The following is a 26,643-nucleotide window of genomic DNA, read 5'->3' on the forward strand; positions in this document are numbered from 1 at the left end:
TCACCAGAATATACCGATAATTGCTAATCCACCTAATATCATACCGCCAATTTGTCCAACGATTGTTGGTGATAATTGAACACCTTTTCGCACTTCAACGACCGGTCTTTCGTGCCTTAGTTGCTGCACTTCACTTTGCAGTTGATGTACACTTCCGTGCAATTCTTTAATTAGTTCCTTTAATTCAGCGACTTCTTCATTTACTGGTTTTGCTTTTTCTAAATTCATTTTGCATAACTCCTTTTTCTCTAATCCACACATTGTAAAAATTCTCCAACAAGTGCTCTTTTTCCTTTTCTTCACAGTCTCATTTCTAAATTATTCATATAATAGATTTAAAAATGCGATTTACAAAAAGCTTAAATTTATATCTATACCTCTTTATAAAACTGAATTTTCAGTTATAATTAATTACATAATTACATTTTATACCAATTTATTAAAAAGGAGGAATTCAAGTTGACTATTCTATCTATCAATAATTTATCAAAAAGTTACAAACATAAAAAAATATTAGATGGCATTAACCTCACCATCAACTCCCCAGGAATTTGGGCTTTAGTTGGTCCTAACGGTGTTGGTAAAACTACTTTTTTAAATGTAGTTACCAACCTTTTGCCAGCTACATCTGGAAATATTGAATTGATCGGGAAATCTAACAAAGATGTTTCTGTGTTTACAGACGTTTCTTTTTTACAGGACAATTCTGTACTATATGACTATTTAAACGGCTACGACCATCTTGCATTCATTTGTGATGTGCAAAAAATTTCAAAAGAACGCATGAATGAAGTTGTAAAATATGTAGGAATGGAAAATTATGCGAAGAGGAAAATTAAAGATTACTCCTTAGGTACGAAACAGCACCTTCTCTTAGCGATGGCAATCTTAAACAAACCAAAGCTTATGTTCCTTGATGAACCTCTAAATGGTTTGGATCCAACTAGTGCGATACTGATGAGGAATATTTTATTACGTTTAGTAGAAGAAAGTACAACAATCATTCTTTCTTCTCATAATTTATCAGAAATTGACCGTGTTACAAAGAAGATTCTTTTTTTAAAAGACGGCAAATTAATAGAAGAGGATATGACAAAGTACGAAAAGATTTATTATCACTTCTTATTTTCAAATTTAAAACATGCTCAACACATTTTATCAAAAGAAAACATACAAGCAGCGTTAACTAAGACAGGCCTTCGCATCCCATTAGAACACCACACCATCCAAGACCTTATTAATCTATTTTATTCTCATAACATTAATATTATTGATATTCAAAAAGAAGTTATCGGTTCTGAAAAAAGATATGAAGAAGTATTTCATGTATGTGGTGATACGACATGAAAATATTTCTATTCGAGCTAAAAAAATGCTCTACTCTAACATTCTCTTTACTTTAATCATTGCTACTATGCTAATCATCTGCGGGTTATTTCTGCATAATGCGCTTAAACAAGATATAGTCCAAATGAAAAAAATTGAATTATTTTCTAAATATGAAACAGAAATTTCTAATCAAGTTACAGGAGATCAAGATACATTAAAAAAAAGACCTAACGCAAAAATTGAATCTCGATTAGAGATTGGACTTCCGCTATTAAAACGTTTAAATCAACTTATACAAGAAGTAAAAGATAACAAGTGGAAAAATGAATTACAGACTGAAATGAAAGTGTATGACTTAGCTATGCGCTTTCAACAAGTAGAAGGAAGTTTCTCAGCCAGCGAAAAAGATATGAAAAAAGCTATTCAACTGAATGAAAACTTATTACAACAAGGTTTGCCAAAAGAAGACCTTGACCTTTCCATTCAACCATCTCTATTTATAAAAAAAGTAATTTCACTACTACTCAATGCCCCAGGATTTCTTATTTTACTACTCTTACTAGGCACAGTCATTACGAAAGAATTTGAAGACCATACGATTAAGTTAGCCTATACTTTACCTATTTCTCGTACTCACTATATTTTAATAAAATTTTTCAGTTTACTTGTTGTTAGTCTCCTATGGGTTTCACTAGTATTTTCACTGTCTTATATACTACCAATAATATTCGGAAAATCTACCGGTAATATTTTAAATTACCCGCTTTTCACAAAAACAGAAACTATTATTAGTTCAGGTACATACTTAAAAACAGCTCTCACTTACAGTCTATGTTATTCCACTGTAGCTATTTCCTTATTAGTGCTCATTGGATTTTGGACAAGAAATACTCTTGTTACATATTTAATTCTCACTTTTATTTTGAGCAGTGGTTTCATTTTATCAAAAATCGGCTTTAATCCGTTTCTATCTCCCCTTTCCTATCAACAAATAGAACGCGTCATTTTAGATAATAATGAATATTATCCATTAGGTGCAGCGGTTTTAATTGGAAGTACATTTTTGCTCTTACTATGTGCCATATGTATGAATCGAAAGCGTGGTGTATAATATGAAACAACTCTTCCAATTTGAATTCAAAAAATCTTTCAAGAAAAAAACAACCTGGATTGCAGTATTCACCTCTATTCTTTTCGTTAGTAGTTTATATTTCTTAAATTATTCTGTCGCGAAAGATATCCAGCGTGGAAATTTATCATTTGCACAATATAGCGTTAACATTTCGCAACAGATTTTAAAAGAACTAGAATTGCAAAAGATTGAAGCTGAACAGAATGGCGATGTTAAAAAAATTTCAGAAAACAAATTAGCTATTCAAGCATCTCAGCAATCTCTTTCAAAGAAGAACAAATGGATCGCGAACTATTCTCAAGGTAATTGGCAAGAAATATATGAAGAAAATATAAGTGAATTACAATTTATATTCAAGAGCTCAAAAGGCACTAACTCTTTCCCTCTCGTCATTGAGAAACAAAATATTTCCTTATTTACACCACGAGCAACGTTGGAAGAATTAGTATTACTGAAAAAAATTAAAGCTGAACCATTCATTCAAAATACCATTCATACCCCCTTCCTATTTACAATTTACGATCAATTTACAGGTAGTTCCTTAGAACAATGGGAAAAGAGTACTATGCGTTATGGTACAACTGGTTCTTTATTTTTATATCAAATAATCCAGTACTACTATATACCAATACTCATTTTATTGGGATGCTTTATTTTCGGAAACAATATCTCTTCTGAAATGAATAATAAGAAGCGTGGTTTACACTTTTACTATACTTTGCCTATTAAGCGAAAATCATTATTTCTAACGAAGTATTTTAGTGGATTCCTTTCTACAATTGTTTTCGTTTTACTAATGCTACTCCTTCCCTTGTTATGTAGCTATTTCACGAAAGGAATAGGAAATTTTGATTATCCAGTCCTTGTATACGAAGGATCAGAACCTAATCCATTTGGCAGTGAGTATAATAGTTTAAATCCCATTAAAGATCAATTTCACTTTATCACTTTGAAAAATTACTTCGGACAAGTATTATTACTAACTGTTGTACTCACATTTTTTCTATATTCTTTTTACTATATTTCATCACTTTTACTAAAAAGCCTAAGTATTACAACGTCTTTTGTAGGTATTATAGCTTTTATTGGAATGAAGAGTTTCTCTTCTCCTTACAATCCATTTACTTACGTGAATATTCACAGTGTTCTAACTGGCGAAACAGCGACTTTAGTTTTTAATCCTTCTATTAATCTTTCAACTGGAGTAATATTAACATTCGCTTTAGGCTGTACCCTTTTATTCACAGGATACAAACTATTCATAAGAACATATAATTAGTGTCAAAAATAAAAAGGAAAACTAGTACCTATCTAGTTTTCCTTTTTATTCAATTATTCATAGTATGAATAATTAACTTGTTACCACCATTTTTATTTTTGTAGCTCTATCCATTCCTCCCGCAATATCCCCATAATAATACGATCAAAACACTTCCCATCCCTTTGAACTGCTTCTCTCATACAGCCTTCTATCTGAAAATCCATTTTTTTATACAACTCAATAGCAGCTTTATTATAAGAAATAACATCGAGGCCAACGCGGTGTAAATTCATTTCATAGAAAGCATATTTTAAGATAAGATGGATCGCTTCTCTTCCATATCCTTTCCCTCTATCATTTTCATCTCCTATACCAATTGCTAATAAACCCGTTCTGTTATTCCACTCTATGCCATGAATTGCAACAAAACCAATTAAGCGATCATCTTGAACTGTCCTTACCATGAAAGCAACACTATTCGATCTTCGCCCCTTTAATAGCCCATCACTTGCTATTTCTTGTATCGATTGCGGAAATGCTACATCTGTATCGACATTCCTTACATACTCACTATCTTCTTGCCACATAGCCATTACTACAGCATCTGCTTCTCTCATAGCTGATAATTTAATCGTTTTATTTTGAAAAAGATTCATTGTTATTTCAAACTCCCCTTTTTTAATAACAGGGATAATTATTAGCCTATTTATCCCTTTATTCTATAAACTGCTTTATACACGGGATACTTACAATAAGCGCTGACATTGGCACATCTCCTATACATTAAATTACATTTATTGTATATTTTTTCATTTATTCTATCAATAAAAAAGACCCTCAAAATTTAGAGGATCTTCCTAACTACGAATCGATATTATTTCGTAAACATTTTCTCTGCTTCATCCATTGCCATTTTGTTACCTAAAGCAGAATAGTCAAGCCATGGTTGGTCATTAATAATGTATACGTGCTTACCTTTAACTGCTTTTAAGTCTTTCCAAATTGGTGTTTCTTGAAGTTGTTTAAATGCAGCTTTTGCCTTATCATCTCTGTTTACAACAACGAAAATAGCATCTGCATCAAAGTCAGGTAATACTTCTTGTGAAATGACTTCGAAAGGACGGTTTCCATCAATTTTCTCTACACCGTTTGCAGGTTGTAATCCTAAGTCTTGGAACAAAATTGGTCCCATCGGTCTTTTCGTACTAAATACACGTAATTCTTTTGCAGTAACACGAATTGCCATTACTTTTTCGTTATTACCTAATTCTTTATCTATTAAACTTTTTACTCGTTTTGATTGCTCTTCGTAATCTTGAATATATGTATCCGCTTCTTTCTCACGGTTTACAAGTTTACCAACTTGCTTTAACTGATCTCTCCACGTACCTTCATCTAAATTAAAAGAATGTGTTTTTGCAATTTTTTCGTATTTCGCTAAATCTTTGCCCGCGTATTTTTCATCCACATAAATGTCAGTTGGCTTCAATTGAAGTAATGCTTCCATATTCGGATCCGTTACAACACCAAGTTTCTTCGTATCTTTCAACTGCTCTTTTGCATGCGGTAAGAAATCTTTTAAATCTCCTCCAATAACAGAACCTACAGGTGTAATTCCTAATGCCAGTAAATTATTCGTTAAGTGAATGGACATAGAAGCGATTTTCGGATCATTACTTTTTTCAGTTTTTTTCGTTGCCTCTTCATTAGATTTCGTTTGACCACATGCTGCTAATACTAAAATACACATTATGCTAAATAAAATAGTAAGTTTCTTTTTCATATGTTCTCCTCTTTGAAGTATTTATTTTGTTTTTGTAAGTAAATAAAGAAAATAAGGTGCTCCTAAAGCTGCCACTACTACACCAGCTGGAATAGAATTTGGCTCGAATATAGAACGACCTATCGTATCTGCTAGCACTAAAATAATCATTCCGATAATGCCAGCTAGTGGAAGGAAATGTTGATAGGTAGTACCTACTAACTTTCTTGCAATATGCGGAGCAACTAAACCGATGAACCCAATCCCCCCTGCCATCGATACACTCGCGCAAGATAATCCAACCGCTGTAGCTAAAAGAAGTAACCGTTCTTTTTGAACAGAAACACCAAGTCCTGCTGCCACACTATCACCTAGTGACAATGCATTTAACGTTTTAGATTTTAGCCATGCATACGGGGTTAGTATGAAAATCCAAGGTAATAATGCTAGGACATGAATCCAATCTCTTCCCCACACGTTACCAACTAACCATCTAGAAGCGAATGTATATGTCTCATCATTTAACTTGAGGGAGAAAAATAACGAAATCGCACTAAAGCCAGCTGAAACAGCAATACCAACGAGAATAAGTCTAATAGGAAGTAAACCTTTTGACCGATCACTCGCAAGTATAATAATTAAAAATGCAGCTAGTACTCCCCCGCCAAATGTAAATAACGGTATTAAAATTGATGCATTCTCATTAATAGAATGAAAGAAAGTAACGAATATAATTAATCCGAAAGATGCACCTGAATGTAACCCTAAAATACCAGGGTCTGCAAGTGCATTACGTGATAATCCTTGTAAAATCGCACCGGAAATCCCAAGGCCAATACCAGCTAACATTGTAATTATAATTCTTGGCATACGATAATCGTATAGCACTGTTGCGCTCTCAAAATCACCATAACCGAAAAGTGTTTGAATTACTTTAAGCGGCGCTATGCTTAGTGTCCCTGTATTTAAACTAATTAAAATGACAGCGATACTAATACAACTAAAAATTGCAGTTACAGTAATAGCTCTCTTTTTATCAGTGTTCAAAAGTTCCTTCACTTATAGCTCCCTCCCAACTTTACGTGCTATATAGAGGAAGAACGGAACTCCAACAAGAGCTACCATAATTCCTATCGCAAGTTCTTTAGGAGGGTTTACTGTTCTTGCCCCTAAGTCAGCTAAAACTAATAACATAGCTCCTAATAACGCTGACATAGGAATAATGAGTCGATAATTCACACCAACTAATTTTCTAGCAATATGCGGAATAACAAGTCCTACAAATCCGATAGAACCAACAGCTGAAACAGATACACCTGCAAGAATGACTACTATAATCATCCCTAGTATTCTCGTTCGGTTCGTTTTTACTCCTAAATTCGTAGCGACGTCATCTCCCATTGATATGAGTGAAATAGACCGCCCTATCACTGTCGCAAAAAGAATGGTTATGAGAATAATAGGAACTAAAAATTTCAAGTGCTCCCACTTAACCCCTGCAACACCACCAGCGTACCAAAACGCTAAATCTTGACTTAAGTCATAATAAATCGCGACACCTGAACTTAGTGAATGCAAAAGTGCGGCATAACTGCCCCTGCAATCGTTAACCTCATCGGTGTTAATCCGCCTGATGTTGCTGACCCGATAATAAAAATGAGTACTGTACTTAAAACCGCTCCAATAAAGGAAACAATCATTAAATAGGAATATGGCATATGCGGGAAAAAGGCAAAACTAAGTGCAACTACAAACATCGCACCTGCATTTATCCCAAGCACACCTGCATCAGCTAATGGGTTTCGTGTTACTCCTTGCATAACTGCCCCTGCGACTGCAAAAGCTGCTCCTACCACTGCTGCACCAATTACCCTTGGAAGCCTTAATTCATAAATAATTTGGTGCTGCGTTACTTTCGGATTATAATCAAAAACCGCTGCCCATACAGTTTGCAAATGGATATCCTTTGCACCGAATGCAATAGCTAAAAATATAGATCCGATTAAACATAAAATTGTTAAGCTCATGAAACATATGAACTTAATATGTATCCAGCTATTATTGCCAGCATGTACAGCAGACTTATGTAACATGTTTCATTTCATCCTTTATATTCAGTTGTTTTTTATAATTATTTTTAATTTATAATCATTACTGATAATGATTATCATTTTCATTTAGATATTATATCCTCACTTTTTTTAAATAGCAAACTATTTTTTTACTTTGTTAAATATTAAAATACTTTTTACGATTTCTATCCAAAACTTACAAATACATGCAAAATAGACTACTGGATTATTTTTAAAATTGTAGTATACTTAATCATTATTTTGAGTTTTCTAACAAAAATACCGAAGGTGACACAATGTTCTATATAAAACAACTACTACACTTCACTTACGAGCAAGCATTCTCTTGCTTATTCCCAGTTGTTATTTTCTTAACACTAGCCCTATCAAAAATCATTTCTATCCCAGGATTAAACCGCTACGATTTCATACTCATCGTATGTCTTCTTATGCAGTGGATTATGTACAAAACTGGACTTGAAACGAAAGACGAATTAAAAGTAATTACTGTCTTCCATCTCATCGGCCTTCTACTAAAAATATATAAAGTACATTTCGGTTCATGGAGTTATCCAGAAGAAGCATATTCAAAAGTTTTTGGAGTTCCGCTTTACAGTGGTTTTATGTATGCAAGTGTTGCCAGTTACATATGCCAAGCGTGGAGAAGATTGCATTTACAAATGCATCATTGGCCGAGGGCTATTTTTGCAATACCTCTAGGAGCAATGATTTACTTTAATTTTTTCACACATCATTTTCTATATGACTTTAGATGGGTATTAACTTTACTATTATTCATCGTTTTCTTTCGGACATTTGTAGAATTTTCATTACGAGGCGTTACATATAAAATGCCACTCGTTCTTTCCTTTTTCCTTATCGGGTTCTTCATTTGGATTGCGGAAAACATTGCCACATTTTTCGGAGCATGGCAATATCCAAATCAACGGGAAGCATGGAATCTCGTTCACTTAAGCAAAATTAGCTCATGGTTTTTACTCGTTGTTATTAGCGTTATGATTGTTACACAACTCAAACATTTGAAGGCGTCGAAAAAATAATGCTGATTATTTAAAAAAGCCCATCACTCATTAGAGAGTGATGGGCTTTTTTACCTTCCTTATTAAAAGAGTTACACATTATGAACTACTACTTGCTGAAGAGGTTGCTACAGATGAAGCGGCAATCGTTGCCATCATAGCTGCTTGTTGTGCTTGTATGAGGACTTCTATCATAGTTTGTAAACCTGTGTTGGTAGCTTTACTTTCCTCGCCTTTCTGACTTACGAACAATTGGATAGCAATAAGAATATTCGCATCTGTATGCCAACGGAATAATTTCTCCCCCTGTAGTTTTTCAATCAACACTTTAATAGCATGAATCTCTTTTTCTCCATCTTCAAGTAACGCTAGTAGCCCGATTGCTGGATAATGCATCTGTTTCACTTTTACCTTTTCTTGTTTTAACAAATTCCAAATGTTTGTACATGTTGCAACTAACATTTCTTCACGGACATCCTGCTTTAGTGAAAGGATATGACTTAAAAACTGAAGATCATTCCCTTTACGCAAACCAGCTTTCGCTAGTTTCTGATACAGACGTTCTACACGGTCCATAAGTGTTTCTATATTCTCTGATTGTCCTGCTAGTAAAACCGCGAGTGGATAATCATTTGCACTTGTAAGAAAAAGATGTTCCTCTTTCATACGTTTATATACTTGCATCGAACGCTGAATGTGCGTGCCATGTTGTTCATTTTCTTCTGTTAAAAGCACAGCTGCTGCTAGATAAGTAAATATACTTCGGCTAAAACCACCAGCAACCAATTGTTCATATACATCTAAAAACTTCCGAAAAGCTTTCTTGTAATCTGTAAAGTGAATATCTAATGTTGCGGCCACAACAAAACGATGATAAGACTTTAAGTATGAAAACATCCCTACCTGATTCTTAATATAGCTACTAATTTCTAAAAAACGTCCGAGATCAAACAATTTATCACTACCTGCATACATAGCAGCAATCATCATTCCTGTTCGAGAATCACTCGTTTTCCATTTTAGTTCTCCCTTTATCTGTGCATATGTATGTGTGTATTGCTCCAACTTTTGTTCTAATGTAATCATAGTATTCACCCCTATTTCTAATTCGTCTCTATTATTATACGTATATTCCATATTTAGGAACAAGCTATTTCATACAGGTTTTACAGCTTCATACTTTCTTCTGTATTATCTTCAATATTTTTCTATTATGTAAAACAAAAAAATAATAACTATTCCTACTTCATCAGTATCACTATGGTAAGCGTTCATAATCCTTCAAGAAATTCAACAACAAAAAGGATAGATAATAAATTATCTACCCTTTTTGTCTATATATTATTTAACATTACACCTGTATTATGCTTTCGTTTTTTATATGCAATTCAAACTAAAGAGCTTTAATAATACGCTCCATCGCCTTCATTTGCCCAATATGATCAGCTTCATGATAAAGCATCATACCGTATAGCTCCCCTACTGTTTCCAATCCTAAAAACGGCTCTGGTAGTTTATTTTCAAATGCTTCTGCTGGAATTTCGTTAATACGTTTTGCTTGTTCTTTTAATTGAGCCGTTAACACTTCTAATGATGGTCCTTCTGTTTTCCATTTAGATGGTCTTGATCCATATCCAAACATACCTGGATATTCAGTTGGTAATTGTTTAAATTCTTTTCCAAACATGAAAACTTCTGCTGCCGTTAACACATGACCGATATGCCAGCGAATTGTATTATTAAAACCCTCTGGCTGTGTATCCACAGTTTTATCATCTAACGTTTCCATAAATTTAAGCAGTTCCCCGCGCGTTATTTCAAATTGTTTTAAGCCAACTAGTCTATTCATTTTATCGTTCCCCTTCTTCATGTACCATTTATTATGAACTAAGAATGTTCAACTTATTAAAGTTTCACTTTGTTTAATCTATCAGAAACGATTAAGAAATACATCTAATATGCCTAGTAAAAATAATAAAAAGGTTCACCTCTCGTACATATAGAATTACTTACTACACAAATAGTTTAGTAAATAAAAGAGGAGTGTTAATTTCATGTTACATATTTTAAAACAACAATATAATCTTATTAGCTCTACAAGAGAAACTCTATTTACATTTTTGGAAGAAATCCCACTAGAAAAATTACATAGCACTGTTCCTAATTTCGGGAGCGGTAGCATCATAAAGACGCATATTCATGTAGCCGATTGCTATCGATACTGGCTTGGATCGTTCGCATTCAAGCTAAAACGGGCAGATTTTTCATTTGCTAGTGATTATGAAATTGAGCATGCAGATGTGGAGAAAGTCCGTGCTAGATTTAAGTTAGTAGATGAGACTGTACAACACTTTTTAGATGAATACAATGACCGTTGGCTCGAAAATATAGCAAATGAAGTGAAATGGCAAAAAGAACCTTGGAGCACAACACCGCTATGGCTTTTAACTCATACAGAAACACATGAATTTCATCATAAAGGACAAATTGTATCAATGGCTCGTCACCTTGGCTATACTCCTCCTGATACAGATCTTAGTTAATGCAATGGTTCTAAATATCTATCCAAAGCTTTAGTCAAATAAAAATCAAACAACTTTAACGAGCCTTACTACAGTAAAATATAGTAAGGCTCTTTCATCTTCATATCAACATTAAATAAAAGCTCTTAGTACATTTATAATACTATCAATACCAAATAGTCTCAGCATAATTATAGGCATCACTATTCGGAATGGCATGTTTCCCTTGCGCCTGTGCCTTTCTTGGATCTAAATCATATACCATTGGTGTATAGCATGATGTTTGCCCTTTATTCACAACACCATTACCTCCAGCACTGCCGCAAGTATATGCCTTTCCATCTGTTTTTCTTACAATTCTTGCATCGGCTTCGTTATTATATACTGCTGCACGAGTTACTGTGACTTTCGCCCATGCTGTCTTACACGTTGTGCTAAATTTTAATTCCACATAAGAATTGGAATCAATCCATTTCTTTTCTTTCGTTACTGCTGATTGATCACAGCTATTGTAATACGGACTTTTCCCATCATACGAATGATCTTCTGCATATGCTTTATCATTATTCGTCGTACTAAACACACTAGTTAAAACGAGCAATGATAGACAAAAACATGAACTTAGCTTTTTTAAAAGTTTCAAAGTATTCCACTCCTTTTTAATAGCGTCCTGTTTTTCCATAACCATTATTAAACGTAACCGCTTCAGCATCTGCTGTGTATCCGAAATCAGCAGTTAAATCAAATACCATTCCTGTATAAGTACTCGTTTGGCCTGTTTTTATTGTGCCGTTTCCCTGATTAGAAGTGACTGATTTTTGGAATACACCATTTTTGTATTTATTCACAACAGCGTACGCATACACTCCTCCAGAAACAGCTGGTGCTGGTTGATCTAAAACAAACTTAGACCAAGCTGCATGACATTTATTACTGTAACGTAAATACACTGTCCCTACTTTTTTACTACCTTCGTACACCGCTGTAGACTTTGCATTAAATCCATCTGCATCACACGTTGTACTACCTCCGTATACTTTCGTTGTTGCTGGATTTTTCCCGTCATAGTAACTACTTAAATCAGTAGCTGCAAATGTACTTCCTTGGAAACTAAATAATACACCTACACTCGCTACACTTAACACACATACTTTCATTAACTTTTTAAACATTTTCAATCTCCTCCCTCAAAATAAGTACGTTTAATAAAGACAATCTATCCCTATGTAAAGCCCTCCTTTCATGCTTCCTAGAGGCATCTTACAGAAACGAATAAACATTGTAAATTTCCTTATGATTATTGGAATATACGAAGAAATTTACTTATCCTTGTAAGGAAAAAAGTTGAGAAATACACATTTTATAGCATTCTTTATTTAAAACATAAAAGAACCGATACTTGTTACATGCAAGCATCGGTTCTCCCAATAGAAAAGTAACATTTATCTGTCACATAAATTAAATATTTCTCCACTTAATCCGTTGTAAAAAACTCCCTCGTCACATCAATAAATTGTTGCAGTGGCACTGTCATCCATTTATCTTTATGCCAAGCAATTTGTGTATAAATTGGTGAAATTGCATTTTCTACATGTAACTCTTTTATCGTTCCCTCTCGTATATCTTTTTCTACTACTATCGCTGGTAAAACAGCTATACCTAAATCTGCAATAACACATTGTTTAATCGCCTCGACACTAACGAATTCAATTTTATTTGCTGGATACACATCTTCTGTACGAAATAGCTCTTCAAATAAAGTTCGGTATGAGCAACCGAGTTCTGTTAGTAAGAGTGTTTCCATCTCTAAATCTTTTATAGAAATGGAAGTTTGCTCGAGTAAATGATGCCCTGAAGCAGCTACTACTTTTAACTCTTCTTTCATAAGCGGCTCCACATGTAAAGCAGCTTCTGTTTTACATTCGTCCAAAATAAAGGCAAGATCGACTTTTCCCTCCATCAATTGTTCTTTCGCATCTTTATTGGAATGTGCTGGTTTAAATATAAGCTTTATTTGAGGAAATTGTGCTTTAAACCTCTTTAATATAGATGGCAGCCTATATGTACATTGACTCTCTTGCGCACCGATTATTAACGTACCTGCTATTTCCTCATCATCTTTCACAGCCATTTTCGCTTCGTTACTGAGTGCAATCATCTTGTCGGCATATAGTTGAAACTTTTTGCCTGCTTCCGTTAAAAAAAGACGTTTTCCTAATCTTTCAAATAACGGCGTACCTAACTCAACTTCTAACGTTTTAATTTGCGCCGTTACGCTCGACTGAGCAAAGTTTAATTTCTTCGCAGTTTGCGTAAAATTTAAAGTATCTGCCGCTACTTTAAATGTAATTAATTGTTTTATCTCCATTTATCGTCCCTCTTTTCAATCGATATTTCCGATTGATTTCATCGAAATAATCCTCTTTGTCTATTGATATTTGTATTGTATGATAAAGAGCATCGACAAACAATAAAAATGGAGGTATTCCATATGAAGGCACTTTGTTTCAAACAATTTGGAAGTCCAGATGTACTACAATATAAAGAAATACATGATCCAATCATAAATCCAAATGAAATTCTTATCCGTACGAAAGCAATCGGATTAAACTTCGCTGATGTTTATAGACGCCGCGGCGATTATCATCTCGCTGGTAACCCGCCTTATATATTAGGTTATGAAGGCGCTGGTATTGTTGAAAAAGTAGGAGCTGACGTTACTACAATCAGTCCCGGAGATCGCATTGCATTTGCTGACGTACCATTCGCAAATGCGGAGCTAGTTGCTGTTCCATCTGAGAAGGCAATTAAGCTTCCAGATGCTATCTCGTTTGAAACAGCCGCTTCTGTCTTATTGCAAGGTCTAACAGCACATTATTTAACGCAAGATAGCTATCAAATAAAACAAAGTGATATAGCTTTAGTACATGCCGCAGCTGGTGGTGTTGGACAACTTCTTATTCAAATGATTAAACTACTAGGCGGAAAGGTAATCGGCCTCACGTCATCAAAAGAAAAAGCACAAATAGCTACATTAGCTGGTGCTGATCATGTATTTTTATATATGGAAGCATGGCCTGCGAAAGTACTTGAAATAACAAACGGTGATGGAGTAAATGTTGTATATGAATCAGTAGGTTCTACATTAGAGGAAAGTTTTAGCACAACTAAAACTGGTGGTACTGTCGTATTTTACGGAATGGCCGGCGGTAATCCTGCGCCCGTTGATCCGCGTATGCTTATGGATACTTCAAAAACTTTAACTGGCGGAGACCTTTGGAACGTGCTTACATCTTATGAAGAGAGAAAAGAACGCTCCTCTCAATTATTCGAATGGATTATGGCCGAGAAAGTAAAAATCGCAAATCCTACTACATTCTCTTTACAAGACGGTGCCCGCGCCCATGAATTATTAGAGAGCAGAAAAAGTACAGGGAAGATTTTATTAATCCCTTAATCGTTACCACTTAAAAAAGGAAGCTAGATTCGATTTTATCAAGACCTAAATTGAAACAATTAATAAATGAAAGGACATAACATATGTTATATCCTTTCTTCTTCAAATAACGAGCACGTGTAAATTTAAAATAAATTTTGTACTCATTTGTAAATAAAACTACGTACTAATTTATGCTAAAAACAAGAATTCACTCCTATAACGACAGTAGCGTCTAGTTCCTCATCTCTAGCCAATTTCGGAGTAAGCCCAGCATCAGCAAAAATTTCAAAGGTCTGAGTTGCCTGCATTTCACTCGTCTCTATTAAAAGATGACCTCCCGGTGCTAGCCAGAGAAATGCTTCTTTTGCTACTCTTCGCTGAATGTGAAGTCCATCCTCTCCCCCGTCAAGCGCTATCTTTGGTTCATGTAGGCGAGCTTCCTGTGGGAGCAGCTTTATTGCCTTGGTAGGAACATATGGTACGTTTGCAACTAAGGTATTCACACGACCTTTAAGTGAATAAGGTAAGGCGTTATACAAGTCACCTTCAAAAACATGTCCACCGAAATTTGTTACGTTGCGGCTTGCACATCGTACTGCGACAGGGTCAATATCAACAGAATACAATTCAACTCGTCCTAAAGCTTCCACCAGAGCTACACCCACAGCCCCTGACCCGCAACATAGATCAACGACGATATCATCAAAACATGACAGAGCTTTTGCCTGGTGAACAAGAAACTCTGTACGTTGACGAGGCACGAAAACACCTCGGTCCACTTCTATCCGCAATCCACAGAATGCCGCGTATCCCACAACATATTCAAGTGGTAAACCATCGGCTCGCATTTCCACCATTTTCTTTAAGTCCTCTGGTGTTTGTGCCTCTGACATAAGTAACCGGGCCTCATCTTCTGCGAAAACACACCCCGCGCTCTGAAGCCTGTTAATGATGCATTTTTCCGTTTTATTTCCCAAAAAGAAATTAAATTCTCTTCCTATTTATCTCACCACTTTTTCTTATTTATAACCCTGTATTCGTTAAAAATTGGAGATATCCTTTTTAACAAAATGGCCTTATTCAATTAAATGATCCAATTGTTGAACAAAGAAACACCCTACATAATGGATATTTTCACCAAATATTCTAACCTAATTTTATAAATAGAAATAAGAAAAGGAAGCTAGATTTCTCTACCTTCCTTTTCTTATTTCTATATGTTTTTTATATTTCCACACTTTCTTTCCCTTTTGCAACATAACTCATATCTCCAACAGACTCGACGATATATTCCCCGTCTTTATATAAAATTTTCGTTACACTTGCATTCTCTACTCCAAGTTTTGTTTTACTACTGTCTAGCATTTCAATTAATGCCGTAATCAAAAGCCCATGAACGACAACTAAAACGTTACCGCCTCCATTTGCAGCAGCTTCTTCACTAATTTTATCAATTTCTACTTTTATACGAGTAGAAAATAATTCCCAATCTTCCGCTTGTTTCGTAGGATCTGCTGCTCTAATCAGATTAATCACTTCTTGAATAGAAAACTTCATGAGTTCTTCTGGTGATGTAACACCCGCAGCTTTTCCAACCACATCCCACATATTTTCAAGCTTTTCACCTTCAAAAATACCAAAATTTAATTCTCGTAAATTTTTCCTTTGCTCAAGTTTCAATTTTAATTGCTCACTATATTTTAATACTAAATTAGCAGTTTCAATCGCTCGGCCGCTATCACTACTATACGCATTCGCAAAATGAACATCTTTTAATCCTGTTCCTAAATTAGTGGCAACTTCCACACCTTTTTCTACTAATGGAGAGTCTGCCCAACCTTGCGCACGATGATTCATATTTAATATTGTTTTACCGTGTCTTGTAACATATAACGTAACTACATTCTCATTGCTATCTGTTTCTCGATTCTTCATTCTCTTCTCTCCCTTTACATTTCTATATTAATTTTACCACCTTAATTATTCATTGAGCAAAATATACGCAAGTGAATTTTCTTAATAAAAAAAGCTATCTTTCTGTATATCTCTACAAAAAGATAGCATCTTTTATGATTACATTCCTTATCTGATATTCCTACTCAGCAAATGCACTCGAATACTGAACAACTCCTTCTACACCTTCAAGAGCATTCTCTCTTAATTCCACTACCATAAACACCTCTTCAGGCACTTCAAATGGTGCTTTTATATTCCTCTCACTTGCTTTCTTAAAACCAAATTTCGGATAATACTCTGGATGTCCTAACACTACAACCGATCCGTATCCAAGTTCTTTCGCTTTTTCTAACGCAGCTCCAATAAGCTTTCCACCAATTCCTTTTTTCTGATGGCCCTTAGCAACTGAAACCGGTGCAAGTGCTAATGATTCTACAGAAGTTCCATCGTGTTCTATCGTAATTTTGGATAGCAGAATGTGACCAACGATTTCCTCATCTACTGCAACGATTGATAATTCTGGAACAAATGCTTCACATTCTCTAATACGTTTTACAAGTTTATGTTCTGTTTTATCACTAAATTCTTCATGTAAAAATGCTTGTTGTACCACTTCTTCTGTCTTTCTATAATCGTTTTGTTGCTCTTGTCTAATCGTTACCATTCTAACTTATCCTCTATTCTTTCTTATTTCTTTTTGGATTTTACGAAGCGCTTTTTTCGATCCGCGCTCTATATCATGTTGCATTTTTCTTTCTTTATAATCGACAAATAGTGTATTTAAATCGTATCCCTCTGGGTATAATTCCTTTGCCGCTACCTCTAAAGTAATACGTTTTACGTTTACTTCAACGAATTCACCGTTATAATATACAACGACGTTATAGAAATTATCTATTTCCTTATAAATGATACCAAAATCATTATAATCTAATACATTTACACGATCGCCGATTTTGTACTCGTAATGGTTTTCTCTTTTTTCCTGCATAAATTTTGGTTTTCTAATTTTACTTTCATGCAGTTTTTCTAAAGCATATTCTTTATTTTCCATATACTCTTTCGCTCTTTGCAGCACACGCTCTCTTACGTTCATTTTATTAGCAATCCAAAGTGCATTACTTTCACCTGATTTACCGATTACTAATTTATAAAGTGGTTCTAGTGTCTCACTATTAAATTGCATTGCTGCGTTCATAAAATCATCGTGCATTTCTGAAAATCGTTTAATTTCACCGTAATGCGTACTTGCAACTGTAATACATCCTGCAAGATAAAACTCCTCCAAAATAGAAATTGCAAGTGCTGCTCCTTCATTCGGTTCAGTCCCGCTTCCTATTTCATCAAATAATAGCAGCGTATTATTATTTGACATCCTCATAATCTCAGATAAATTTTTCATATGAGATGAAAATGTACTTAGTGCGTTTTCGATACTTTGATTATCACCAATATCTACAAATACATTGTCGAAAATAGCAATTTCCGTTTCTTTATCTCCAGCAATATGCAAGCCTGACATTGTCGCTAATGTTAATAGCCCAATTGTCTTTAATACAATTGTCTTCCCGCCTGCATTAGGTCCGGTAATAATTAAACTACGGTAGTTTTGACCGATTTCAAAGTGTAACGGTACTGCTTTCCCACTTAAAAGCGGATGCTTACAATTTACTAAATGAATGTAGCCATGGTCATTTAATTTCGGCTCTATTCCATCGATTGATTTACTAAACTTCGCTTTCGCAAATACCATATCATACTGACTAATTAATTCCATATTAATTTTTATATGATAAATATTTTCTACTACCATCCCTGATAAAGTCGCTAAAATCTGATACTCTTCCATCGCTTCTTCTGCTTTCAAACTTGCGAGTTCCGCATTTAACTTTGTCACCGTATGCGGTTCTATAAATACAGTAGAACCTTTAGCAGACGCTTCAACTATACTTCCCGCAACTTGATTTTTATAAGAAGATTTAATTGGAATCGTATACCTATCATCTTTCTTACTAATAAAGAATTCTTGAATATACTTCTTATTTGCACTACTATTTAAAAACTTCGTTAAACGTTCTTTTATTTTTCCATCTACCGAATCAATATTATTTCGAATTCGCTTTAACTCTTTACTCGCAGCTGCATCAATACTATTGCCTTTAATGGAAAAGTTAATTTCCTCTTCAATACTTTTATATTCAGTCATTGAATTTGCATATGAAGCTAATACTGGCGCAAAAAACTCTTTATCTAACATAAACTTTTTAATCTTTCTACATCCGCGTAAAAAGTCTGAAACACTTACTAACTCTTCAGGATCTAAAATCATCCCTTTTTCTAATTTTTGAATTGTACTTGCGATATTTGAAATACCGAAGAAAGGAACATGCCCTTCTGCATCTACTATAGCTCGCGCTTCTGTCGTTTCATTCAAGCGGTTCCTCACTACTTTTATACTCGTACTCGGCTCTAATTTATTTAATAATTCCTTACCTAATCCACTTACACAATATGATTTCACTATTTCCTTTAATTCGTTATATTGTAACTTTTCAAAAGTCATCGTATTCATTTTGTTTCTCCTCACTATGATTGATTTCTATCATCAATGAAGATACCTACTCATTAGATTCCAATGAGCCCTACATGATTCAATTACCATTTTTATACATTAAAAATATATACAAAAAAGCTGCGGGGATACCGCAGCTTTTACATTTACAAGGCATGTGTAATAACATATGAGGAAATAAGCCATAAAAAAACGGATGGCAATCCTCCTATTACACGCTTTATAAAGTATTGTAGGTATCTTCATAGGTATCGAAATAAATCCATGACAAAGTTAGGGGTATGCTATACATAAAAATCCCCTGGTCTTATCCGATTTATTTCATTAAATTTTTCCTATTTAGTACCTACCGCACTCACAAAAAAGCACCTCTCATTAATTTATATTATAGTCATTGAAATCTAATTTACTGAAATCATCATACTATATGTTTTGTGAGAAGTAAAGGTGTCATACTTTAGTCGTACATAAATGTATCAAGTTTAAATTTATTGAAAAAGGAAATCAAAATGATCTCCCTTTTTAATTTGGCTGCTGTAGCATTTCCATATATCCATCCTTTTTCTCAAGGATCTTTTTCGCATCTTCAGCCGTTACTATATAATCTACTACAATATGTTGTAATACACCCTTATCAACATTTGGCAACTGAATCGTTATATCATCCACACTACTCTTACTATCTTCAATCGTTTTATTAAATTCCTGAATACTTCTTGCAAGCTCCGCTAATGTTTCCATATGTGCAGAATTGTTTACATCTAAAACAGTATTACTTCTGAAAACCGCCGTAACATAATGCTTCGGATGCTTCTTCGCTATTTTTTTCTCTTCATCCTTGCCGAAAATAATATCTCCTGTCTGCATTCGATCGAAAGTAAGTATAGTATTATTCCTTTTTTCTTCATAATATGTATTGAACTTTTCTCGTAAATCGTTCTCTTCTTTTTTTATTTTATAATTATCATTCTCTACCGTTGGAGAGGTTCGTCCATCGAACCATATTTGAAATTGCAAATATGGTTCATCTACTTGCTGTACATAAGCTATTCGTCTGTTTGACCCTAAAAAATCCTTACCTTGGTCGGCTATTTCAATTCGATCTAGTTTTACAGAAATTCCATGCTCCGATTTTGTATAACTTTGTGCTTTTTGTTCCATTTCTTCATCCGATATATCACATGATGTTAATAGTAATAAACTAAACATTATGCTATATTTCATTATTGTTCTTTTCATATTTCCTCTCCTTTTGCTACTACTGCCTATACAGAAATGTCCTTATCGATTTTAAATTATGATGTATATAAAGAACTTCTTTTAATAACCACAAGTGTAAAAATACTCATTCACTATCATTTTACACCAATAGTGTAATTTTACACTATATTCATTTTACCGTAAAGCAAATATAGTATCTATTTAAATCACGTTAGAAATATACTAATCAGTTCTATAGCACTCACAGTACAATTTTTATTATTACGAAAAACAATATATAAATCTTTTATATTTAACGTTCGGTAGTACATTATAATTTTTAAAGCCTTGCTGTTTCAGGCGAGGCTTTTTAATTTTCATCAGTTTTTTTGTAATTTGTTGTATTTCATAGTTATATAGGAATATAACTACATATTTGGAAAGGAAATGATTATGACTGGACTTAAAGATTGACTACAAGTAGGTGATAAAGAGAAATGGGATTTAACGGATATTCACCATACAATTGAAGTATTAACGAAAGAATTACACGAGTTGGTGGTTCTGGGGTAAGAGCTACATCCGCCAGAACTGATTTATTACCTTTAACCCAAGGAGACGTTCTTCGAGTCCGAATAAGAGAAGCCACAGGTGATATTATTTATTCCAACGCATCTCTCGTTGTTTTAAAAGTCGACTAATTCATTTATGAAAATAAAAATTTAGAAATGATAACAATATAAAAAGAAGAGGAAGACTTATATTTCAGTCTTCCTCTTCTTTTTTATCACCAATTCACTGCTGAACATATATGGAAACTGATCCTCCACTTACATGGAACTGCCCCCATCCGTCCTTATTAATTGTTACAGTATTTGTTTGATTACCCGTCATATCGTACCATACTTCCCCCGCGTTATTCTTTCCAACTTCCATCCACTTTGATCCTCCTGGTCCATCTGAGATTAATGTTGCTAGACCGGAATTCGCATGTACACCATCACCTTCTCTTGTCCATCCAATTACATCTGGATCGTCTAAATAATCACGCTGCGTACCATATGCAAAGTTTTTTCGTGCCGTCAAAATTGGATCAATTTTATCTTTTAACGCTGGAATTTCATAACTACTATTTCCGTTTGTCCCATAGTAATCACCATAGAAAACTGAAGGATAGCCCTCTGCACGAGTTAAAATAAATGCATATGCCAACGGTTTAAACCACGGACTTACTACAGATTCCAATGACTGTCCAGGCTGAGAATCATGATTCTCAACGAGAGTAACTGCAAGTGCAGGGTGATTTTGCATGACTGTTCCATTTAAAATATTTCTCATATCATAATTCCCATTTCCTTTTGAAGCATAATGAAAATTGTAATGCAGTGGTGCATCAAATACAGATTGATTATAATTGACCTTCGCTAAATAATTATTTAAAGTTTGAATATCATTTTGCCAATATTCAGCCACAGTAAACATTTCTTTCCCTGTTTGCTGTCTGACATGATTTACCCAATCGCGTAAATATTCATGATCAATATGTTTAACAGCATCTAAACGAAAGCCATCTAAATTTAATTCATTCGCATACCACGTCCCCCAATTTTTCATCTCATTCGCAACATCTGGATGATCAAAATCAAGATCTGCATACATTAAATAATCATAATTTCCATTCTCGCTAGACACTTCCCAGTCCCACGCTTTACCTATACCCCTAAATTTATAAATTCGATTTAATTTCCTTCCTTCATCCCAATCCGTTCCGTCAAAATGATACCATTTCCATTTGAAATTAGAATAAGTATCTCCGCGCCCGGGAAAGTTAAACCCCGTCCATGCATTAATTTCATAATCACCTGATACCTCAACATTTCGATTGTTACGGTCTACCTCAACAGCCGTTACATTTTCAGTATAATCTGCTCCACCTTTATGATTCATAACTACATCGCCGTATACATCGATGTTTTGCTTATGTAAAGCTTCGATTGCAGATTTCAATTGTGCTTTCGTCCCATATTTTGTTCGTACCGTTTCTTTTTGATTGAATTCCCCTAAGTCATATAAATCATATGCTCCATATCCTACGTCATTTTGCGTAGTTCCTTTATATGCAGGCGGTATCCAAACAGATGTAATTCCTTTCTGAGCTAAATTTCCAGCATCCGAATGCAAGCGGTTCCAATGATTCCCATCATTCGGAGCATACCACTCAAAATATTGCATTAACGTTCCATTGTTAACCGTATCTGCATACACTTTACTTCCCCCATGTATACTAGGTAAAAACAAAACAACCGATAAGCCGACTACTGTTATTTTTTTTAACATATTTACAACATCCCCTCCCAAGAAAACGTTTGCATAGTTTATCGGAATTATTATAATATTCGTTCTACAATTAGTAAAGTAGCAATCTCTCACTCTCCCACATTATTTTTTAGTCTAACTTCACATATTCACCAAATACTACACCATAGTTTTTATTTCACATCTTATTCAAGATTGTTTACAATTTATCTATAAAAGCATAACGGAGGGGTTTCTATGACGGACTTTCAAAAACAATTTTTTTCAAGATTACATATAGAAGAAAAACACAACGTTTCATTTGAAGATTTATCTAACATTATGTACGCGATGGCGCAAACTGTCCCTTTTGAAAACTTAAATATACTCGAAAACAACTTTACAGAAATATCAAAAGAAAATCTAAAAGAAAAAATTTTAGTAAACAACCGGGGCGGTCTTTGTTATGAACTCAATCCTACTATGTATTACTTCCTTAAAGACGTTGGATTTGATGTTCATCTCGTTTCAGGAACAGTGTACAATGCGGCAAATTCTATATGGGCTGTTGATTCTGGTCATATCGCAACTGTTTTACCACACCATAATGAACTTTATTTAATTGAAGTAGGATTCGGATCATACTTACCTCTTGCACCTGTCCCTTTCTCAGGTGAAGTCATTCACTCCGTCACAGGAGATTATCGCATTCGTAAAGAAATGACCGAAAAGGGAAACTATATTTTAGAGATGCGTAAAAACAATGAGTTTTTGGATCAATCTTCTGCTGATGATTGGACGTTAGGCTATGCATTTTATATAGAAGAAGTGAATGAAGAAAAAGCAAATGCAGCACAAAAAATTATCGTTGAACATGAGGGCTCACCATTTAACAAAGTACCTCTTATTGTAAAACTAACTGAAGATGGGCATGCATCTTTAACAAAGGATAGTCTGACAATAGCGAAAAACGGTAAAAAAACGAAAGAAAACGTTACAGATGTGCAATATAAAAATCTTTTACATTCAAAATTCGGAATTACATTATAATTTTTTAAGCCTTGCCATTTAGCAAGGCTTTTTAATTTTCAGCAGGGATTTTTTGCAATTTGTTGTATTTCATAGTTATATAGGAATATAACTACATATTTAGAAAGGAAATGATTATGACTGAACTTAAAGATCGACTACAAGTAGATGATAAAGAAAAATGGGATTTAACAGATATTTACCATACAATTGAAGATTGGGAAAGCGACTTCCATAAAATTGAAGTATTAACGAAAGAATTACACGAGTTTAATGGAAACATTCACGATGGCAATAGTTTATTAGCCTATTTAACAAAGAGTGAAGAAACTTCTAGCATAATATCTTTAATGTTCGCTTATGCACGATTACAATCTGATCTTGATACGCGCGATACTGACGCTCAATCTCTTGTCGATAAAGTATCACAATTACATGTGAAAGTAAGTGCGGCTAAATCTTTCTTTTCCCCATTCTTACTTAGCGTAGATGAAAACACATTACATTCTTACATAGAAGACGCAGAAGGTTTACAATATTATAAAGACGACTTATTTGAATTGTACCGTTATAAAAAACACGTCTTGAATAAGGACCAAGAAGAGATTTTATCACAAATGGGCGAAGCACTTTCCTCTCCTCAGCATACATACGGCATGTTAAATAATGCAGATATACTATTTGGTGAAGTGACTACTGATGAAGGAGAAAAAGTTACTTTAACACGCGGAATGTATGCAAAGTTAATAGAAGATGAAAATCGCGAGAAACGTAAAGAAGCCTATAAAGCTTATTACAAACCATACGTTCAATTAAAGAATTCTATCGCTTCTACTTTATCTGCTGCTATTAAAAATAATGTTACTGTTTCAAAGCTAAGAAAATATCCATCAGCTTTAGAAAAGTCATTATTTGGCGACATGGTTCCGAAAGAAGTTTATGAAAATTTAATTGAGACTACAAAAAAAAATATTCAATCACTACATACTTATAATGAACTTCGAAAAGAAAAATTAAATGTAGATGAACTACATCAATACGACTTGGGCGTTGATTTAGTAGCTGGTGTAAAACAAGACATTCCATATGACAAAGCATTTGACATGATGATCGAATCACTAGCTCCATTAGGTGAAGAATATATTGAAACATTAAAAAGCTTTAAAGATAAACGCTATATCGACGTAAGAGAAACACCAGGAAAACGTTCCGGCGCTTATAACTTTGGTGTATACGGCGTTCATCCTTTCATTCTTTTAAATCATCACGATGATTTAAATAGCCTTTTCACTCTCACTCATGAATGTGGACACGGTATGCATACGCACTACTCACACGGATACCAACCAAGAATTTCTGCACACTATACTATTTTTGTCGCAGAAGTCGCTTCTACAGTAAATGAAGTGCTATTAATTCATCATTTATTAAAAGAAGCAAAAGATGCTGCTGTACGTAATCATTTAGTAAACCATTTCATCGAGAAATTTAAAGGCACTTTCTTTACACAAATCATGTTCGCTGAGTTTGAAAAAATCACACATTCAATGGCTGAGCAAGGTAAACCATTAAATGCCCAAGTCTTTAGCGAAGTTTATGAAAACTTGTTTAGAGAGTATAATGGCGACTCTCTCGTATTCGACGAAGAAGTAAAATACGGCTGGGCTAGAATACCGCATTTCTATCGTCCATTTTACGTGTACAAATATGCAACTGGGTTCGCTTCTGCAATCCAAATTGCCGATAAGTTATTAAGTGGCGATCCAAATGCTCAAAAACATTATATTGAATTCCTTAAAGGTGGAAGTTCGGACTATCCATTAAATCTACTGAAAAAAGCTGGTGTTGATTTAACTACGCCAGAACCGATTGAAAGTGCACTAAATCGTTTCAGCTCACTTGTGGAAGAGTTTTCAGCATTATAAAAAGCATGCAGAGTATATACTCTGCATGCTTTTTTCATTTCGGATACTTTATGCCAAATGTTGCTGCGTTACACAATGAATCATGCCACCATACGCGAACAATTCATTTACATAAATACCGACAATTCTTCTGCCCGGAAACTGCCCTTCAATGATTTGAAGCGCTAACTTATCATGCTCATCGCCATATATCGGAACTAATACAACTTCATTTCCAATATAGAAATTCAAATATGAGCCCTTACAGTCTGCTTCTTTTACCATTTTTCTCGTCACCGGTACTGGTATGAGCTGAAATGGTTTTCCATCTATATTTCTTGCTTGTCTCAATTCTTGATAATGCTTTTCATACGCCTCCAAAAGGTAAGATTCACTCTCCCCGAAAGGATCATATTCATAAAGAATTGTATTTTCATTTACAAAACGTGCTGCCCCATCAATATGGTAATCCGTATCTTCATCATAATTATCCTCACCGCGAATGCCCGTTATCCATATAAAATTCGTGACCCCTAAATGCTTCGTTAACTCTATTTCAATCTCTTCCTGACTTAGTGTAGGATTTCGATTTTCATTTATAATAGAAGTTTTCGCTGCCATTAAGGTTCCATTTCCGTTTATCTCTATTCCCCCGCCCTCTAGACAGACACTAGAATTAACTTTTGGAATGCTATACGTTTCACTTATTTTTGCCGGAATAACAGCGTCATTTTCATACGGATATTTCTCACCCCACCCATTAAAAATCCAGTGTGTTAAACAGAGATCACCTTCCTTATTTTTCACAAAAATCGGTCCATTATCTCTTATCCAAATATCATCCGTTTCTTCAATTAAAAAATCAATTTTATCCATGTCCACTTTCGCTTCCATTAACTTCGTTTGGACATGTACTTTTTCTTCCTCATCATATACAACAATATGAACAGTTTCTCCGTAATGAAGCTCCTTTGCCATCGTTACCCAAATATCATCTAGCTTAGTTCTGTAACCTTCACCTCTATGAGCTTTATCATGAGGCCATTGGAGCCATGTCCCCTCATGCTTTTCCCACTCAGCTGGCATATAAAACAAACTATTTTCTATATTTCTCATACGTGTTCACCCCT

Annotated in this window: 24 protein-coding genes and 2 pseudogenes; 9 read left to right on the forward strand and 17 right to left on the reverse strand. The window is 34.5% G+C overall.

Annotation, left to right across the window (positions count from 1 at the left end):
* The gene (locus PDL00_RS15995; RefSeq protein ID WP_001047304.1) at positions 1 to 228 is read right to left on the reverse strand and encodes a hypothetical protein; all 228 of its coding nucleotides are present in this window, start codon (positions 226 to 228) and stop codon (positions 1 to 3) included.
* 231 nt (positions 229 to 459) lie between these two features.
* On the opposite strand from PDL00_RS15995, the gene PDL00_RS16000 reads away from it, so the two are divergent.
* The 3 genes from PDL00_RS16000 to PDL00_RS16010 all read left to right on the forward strand — a co-directional run bounded on the left by PDL00_RS16000 (position 460) and on the right by PDL00_RS16010 (position 3,740).
* Complete coding sequence (locus PDL00_RS16000) at positions 460 to 1,347, forward strand: ABC transporter ATP-binding protein (protein ID WP_270730065.1); 888 nt, start codon at positions 460 to 462, stop codon at positions 1,345 to 1,347.
* 124 nt (positions 1,348 to 1,471) lie between these two features.
* On the forward strand, positions 1,472 to 2,440 hold the full coding sequence (locus tag PDL00_RS16005; RefSeq protein WP_270730067.1) for an ABC transporter permease: 969 nt from the start codon (positions 1,472 to 1,474) through the stop codon (positions 2,438 to 2,440).
* Between the two features lies 1 nt (position 2,441).
* Positions 2,442 to 3,740 (forward strand): ABC transporter permease subunit, encoded by a 1,299-nt coding sequence (locus tag PDL00_RS16010; RefSeq protein WP_270730070.1) that lies wholly within the window; start codon positions 2,442 to 2,444, stop codon positions 3,738 to 3,740.
* Positions 3,741 to 3,832: 92 nt separating this feature from the next.
* Here the strand turns inward: PDL00_RS16010 and PDL00_RS16015 are convergent, their stop codons facing one another.
* The 4 genes and pseudogenes from PDL00_RS16015 to PDL00_RS16030 all read right to left on the reverse strand — a co-directional run bounded on the left by PDL00_RS16015 (position 3,833) and on the right by PDL00_RS16030 (position 7,577).
* Positions 3,833 to 4,384, reverse strand: a complete 552-nt coding sequence (locus tag PDL00_RS16015) for a GNAT family N-acetyltransferase (protein WP_270730357.1) — start codon at positions 4,382 to 4,384, stop codon at positions 3,833 to 3,835.
* 212 nt (positions 4,385 to 4,596) lie between these two features.
* Complete coding sequence (locus PDL00_RS16020; protein ID WP_226545113.1) at positions 4,597 to 5,505, reverse strand: iron-hydroxamate ABC transporter substrate-binding protein; 909 nt, start codon at positions 5,503 to 5,505, stop codon at positions 4,597 to 4,599.
* 21 nt (positions 5,506 to 5,526) lie between these two features.
* Positions 5,527 to 6,543: a FecCD family ABC transporter permease gene (locus tag PDL00_RS16025; RefSeq protein ID WP_097819494.1), complete on the reverse strand. Its 1,017-nt coding sequence runs from the start codon at positions 6,541 to 6,543 to the stop codon at positions 5,527 to 5,529.
* A pseudogene (locus tag PDL00_RS16030) lies at positions 6,544 to 7,577 on the reverse strand (FecCD family ABC transporter permease). It lies immediately after the preceding gene.
* Between the two features lie 275 nt (positions 7,578 to 7,852).
* On the opposite strand from PDL00_RS16030, the gene PDL00_RS16035 reads away from it, so the two are divergent.
* Complete coding sequence (locus PDL00_RS16035; protein ID WP_270730073.1) at positions 7,853 to 8,617, forward strand: DUF817 domain-containing protein; 765 nt, start codon at positions 7,853 to 7,855, stop codon at positions 8,615 to 8,617.
* 78 nt (positions 8,618 to 8,695) lie between these two features.
* Here PDL00_RS16035 and PDL00_RS16040 read toward each other — a convergent pair whose 3' ends face one another.
* The gene (locus PDL00_RS16040; RefSeq protein ID WP_270730075.1) at positions 8,696 to 9,733 is read right to left on the reverse strand and encodes a DUF4003 domain-containing protein; all 1,038 of its coding nucleotides are present in this window, start codon (positions 9,731 to 9,733) and stop codon (positions 8,696 to 8,698) included.
* A 256-nt stretch (positions 9,734 to 9,989) separates the two neighbouring features.
* Positions 9,990 to 10,466 (reverse strand): DinB family protein, encoded by a 477-nt coding sequence (locus PDL00_RS16045; RefSeq protein WP_141669124.1) that lies wholly within the window; start codon positions 10,464 to 10,466, stop codon positions 9,990 to 9,992.
* Between the two features lie 184 nt (positions 10,467 to 10,650).
* On the opposite strand from PDL00_RS16045, the gene PDL00_RS16050 reads away from it, so the two are divergent.
* Positions 10,651 to 11,139 (forward strand): DinB family protein, encoded by a 489-nt coding sequence (locus tag PDL00_RS16050; protein ID WP_242254807.1) that lies wholly within the window; start codon positions 10,651 to 10,653, stop codon positions 11,137 to 11,139.
* A 145-nt stretch (positions 11,140 to 11,284) separates the two neighbouring features.
* On the opposite strand, the gene PDL00_RS16055 is transcribed toward PDL00_RS16050, so the two are convergent.
* From PDL00_RS16055 to PDL00_RS16065, 3 genes are all read right to left on the reverse strand, one after another.
* The gene (locus PDL00_RS16055) at positions 11,285 to 11,761 is read right to left on the reverse strand and encodes a DUF2690 domain-containing protein (RefSeq protein ID WP_242254809.1); all 477 of its coding nucleotides are present in this window, start codon (positions 11,759 to 11,761) and stop codon (positions 11,285 to 11,287) included.
* 16 nt (positions 11,762 to 11,777) lie between these two features.
* A complete protein-coding gene (locus tag PDL00_RS16060) occupies positions 11,778 to 12,290 on the reverse strand; it encodes a DUF2690 domain-containing protein (protein WP_000473752.1) in 513 nt (170 codons plus the stop codon).
* 302 nt (positions 12,291 to 12,592) lie between these two features.
* The gene (locus PDL00_RS16065) at positions 12,593 to 13,486 is read right to left on the reverse strand and encodes a LysR family transcriptional regulator (protein ID WP_242254811.1); all 894 of its coding nucleotides are present in this window, start codon (positions 13,484 to 13,486) and stop codon (positions 12,593 to 12,595) included.
* A 123-nt stretch (positions 13,487 to 13,609) separates the two neighbouring features.
* Between PDL00_RS16065 and PDL00_RS16070 the strand changes: the two genes are divergently transcribed.
* On the forward strand, positions 13,610 to 14,575 hold the full coding sequence (locus PDL00_RS16070) for a quinone oxidoreductase family protein (RefSeq protein WP_270730085.1): 966 nt from the start codon (positions 13,610 to 13,612) through the stop codon (positions 14,573 to 14,575).
* 176 nt (positions 14,576 to 14,751) lie between these two features.
* On the opposite strand, the gene PDL00_RS16075 is transcribed toward PDL00_RS16070, so the two are convergent.
* The 5 genes from PDL00_RS16075 to PDL00_RS16095 form a co-directional block, all read right to left on the reverse strand.
* Complete coding sequence (locus PDL00_RS16075; protein WP_242254814.1) at positions 14,752 to 15,534, reverse strand: putative protein N(5)-glutamine methyltransferase; 783 nt, start codon at positions 15,532 to 15,534, stop codon at positions 14,752 to 14,754.
* 247 nt (positions 15,535 to 15,781) lie between these two features.
* Complete coding sequence (locus tag PDL00_RS16080; protein ID WP_270730088.1) at positions 15,782 to 16,492, reverse strand: histidine phosphatase family protein; 711 nt, start codon at positions 16,490 to 16,492, stop codon at positions 15,782 to 15,784.
* A 160-nt stretch (positions 16,493 to 16,652) separates the two neighbouring features.
* Positions 16,653 to 17,177 (reverse strand): GNAT family N-acetyltransferase, encoded by a 525-nt coding sequence (locus tag PDL00_RS16085; RefSeq protein ID WP_242254818.1) that lies wholly within the window; start codon positions 17,175 to 17,177, stop codon positions 16,653 to 16,655.
* Between the two features lie 6 nt (positions 17,178 to 17,183).
* Positions 17,184 to 19,085 carry an endonuclease MutS2 gene (locus PDL00_RS16090; RefSeq protein ID WP_270730093.1) on the reverse strand — a complete coding sequence of 634 codons (1,902 nt, stop codon included), beginning with the start codon at positions 19,083 to 19,085 and terminating at the stop codon, positions 17,184 to 17,186.
* A gap of 522 nt (positions 19,086 to 19,607) precedes the next feature.
* A complete protein-coding gene (locus PDL00_RS16095) occupies positions 19,608 to 20,324 on the reverse strand; it encodes a hypothetical protein (protein WP_270730095.1) in 717 nt (238 codons plus the stop codon).
* 518 nt (positions 20,325 to 20,842) lie between these two features.
* Here PDL00_RS16095 and PDL00_RS16100 point away from each other — a divergent pair.
* Positions 20,843 to 20,986 (forward strand): annotated as a pseudogene (locus tag PDL00_RS16100) (exosporium leader peptide); the annotation flags it as partial.
* A gap of 94 nt (positions 20,987 to 21,080) precedes the next feature.
* Here the strand turns inward: PDL00_RS16100 and amyS are convergent.
* Complete coding sequence (gene amyS, locus PDL00_RS16105; protein ID WP_270730097.1) at positions 21,081 to 22,622, reverse strand: alpha-amylase; 1,542 nt, start codon at positions 22,620 to 22,622, stop codon at positions 21,081 to 21,083.
* 216 nt (positions 22,623 to 22,838) lie between these two features.
* Between amyS and PDL00_RS16110 the strand changes: the two genes are divergently transcribed.
* Positions 22,839 to 23,630, forward strand: coding sequence for an arylamine N-acetyltransferase family protein (locus PDL00_RS16110; protein WP_270730099.1), 792 nt, complete (start codon positions 22,839 to 22,841; stop codon positions 23,628 to 23,630).
* A 116-nt stretch (positions 23,631 to 23,746) separates the two neighbouring features.
* Positions 23,747 to 25,534 (forward strand): oligoendopeptidase F, encoded by a 1,788-nt coding sequence (pepF, locus tag PDL00_RS16115; RefSeq protein WP_270730102.1) that lies wholly within the window; start codon positions 23,747 to 23,749, stop codon positions 25,532 to 25,534.
* Positions 25,535 to 25,582: 48 nt separating this feature from the next.
* Here pepF and PDL00_RS16120 read toward each other — a convergent pair whose 3' ends face one another.
* Positions 25,583 to 26,629, reverse strand: coding sequence for an agmatine deiminase family protein (locus tag PDL00_RS16120; protein ID WP_242254824.1), 1,047 nt, complete (start codon positions 26,627 to 26,629; stop codon positions 25,583 to 25,585).
* Positions 26,630 to 26,643: the final 14 nt, after the last annotated feature.

It is taken from the genome of Bacillus cereus group sp. TH152-1LC, assembly GCF_027710505.1.
GTDB lineage: Bacteria > Bacillota > Bacilli > Bacillales > Bacillaceae_G > Bacillus_A > Bacillus_A mobilis.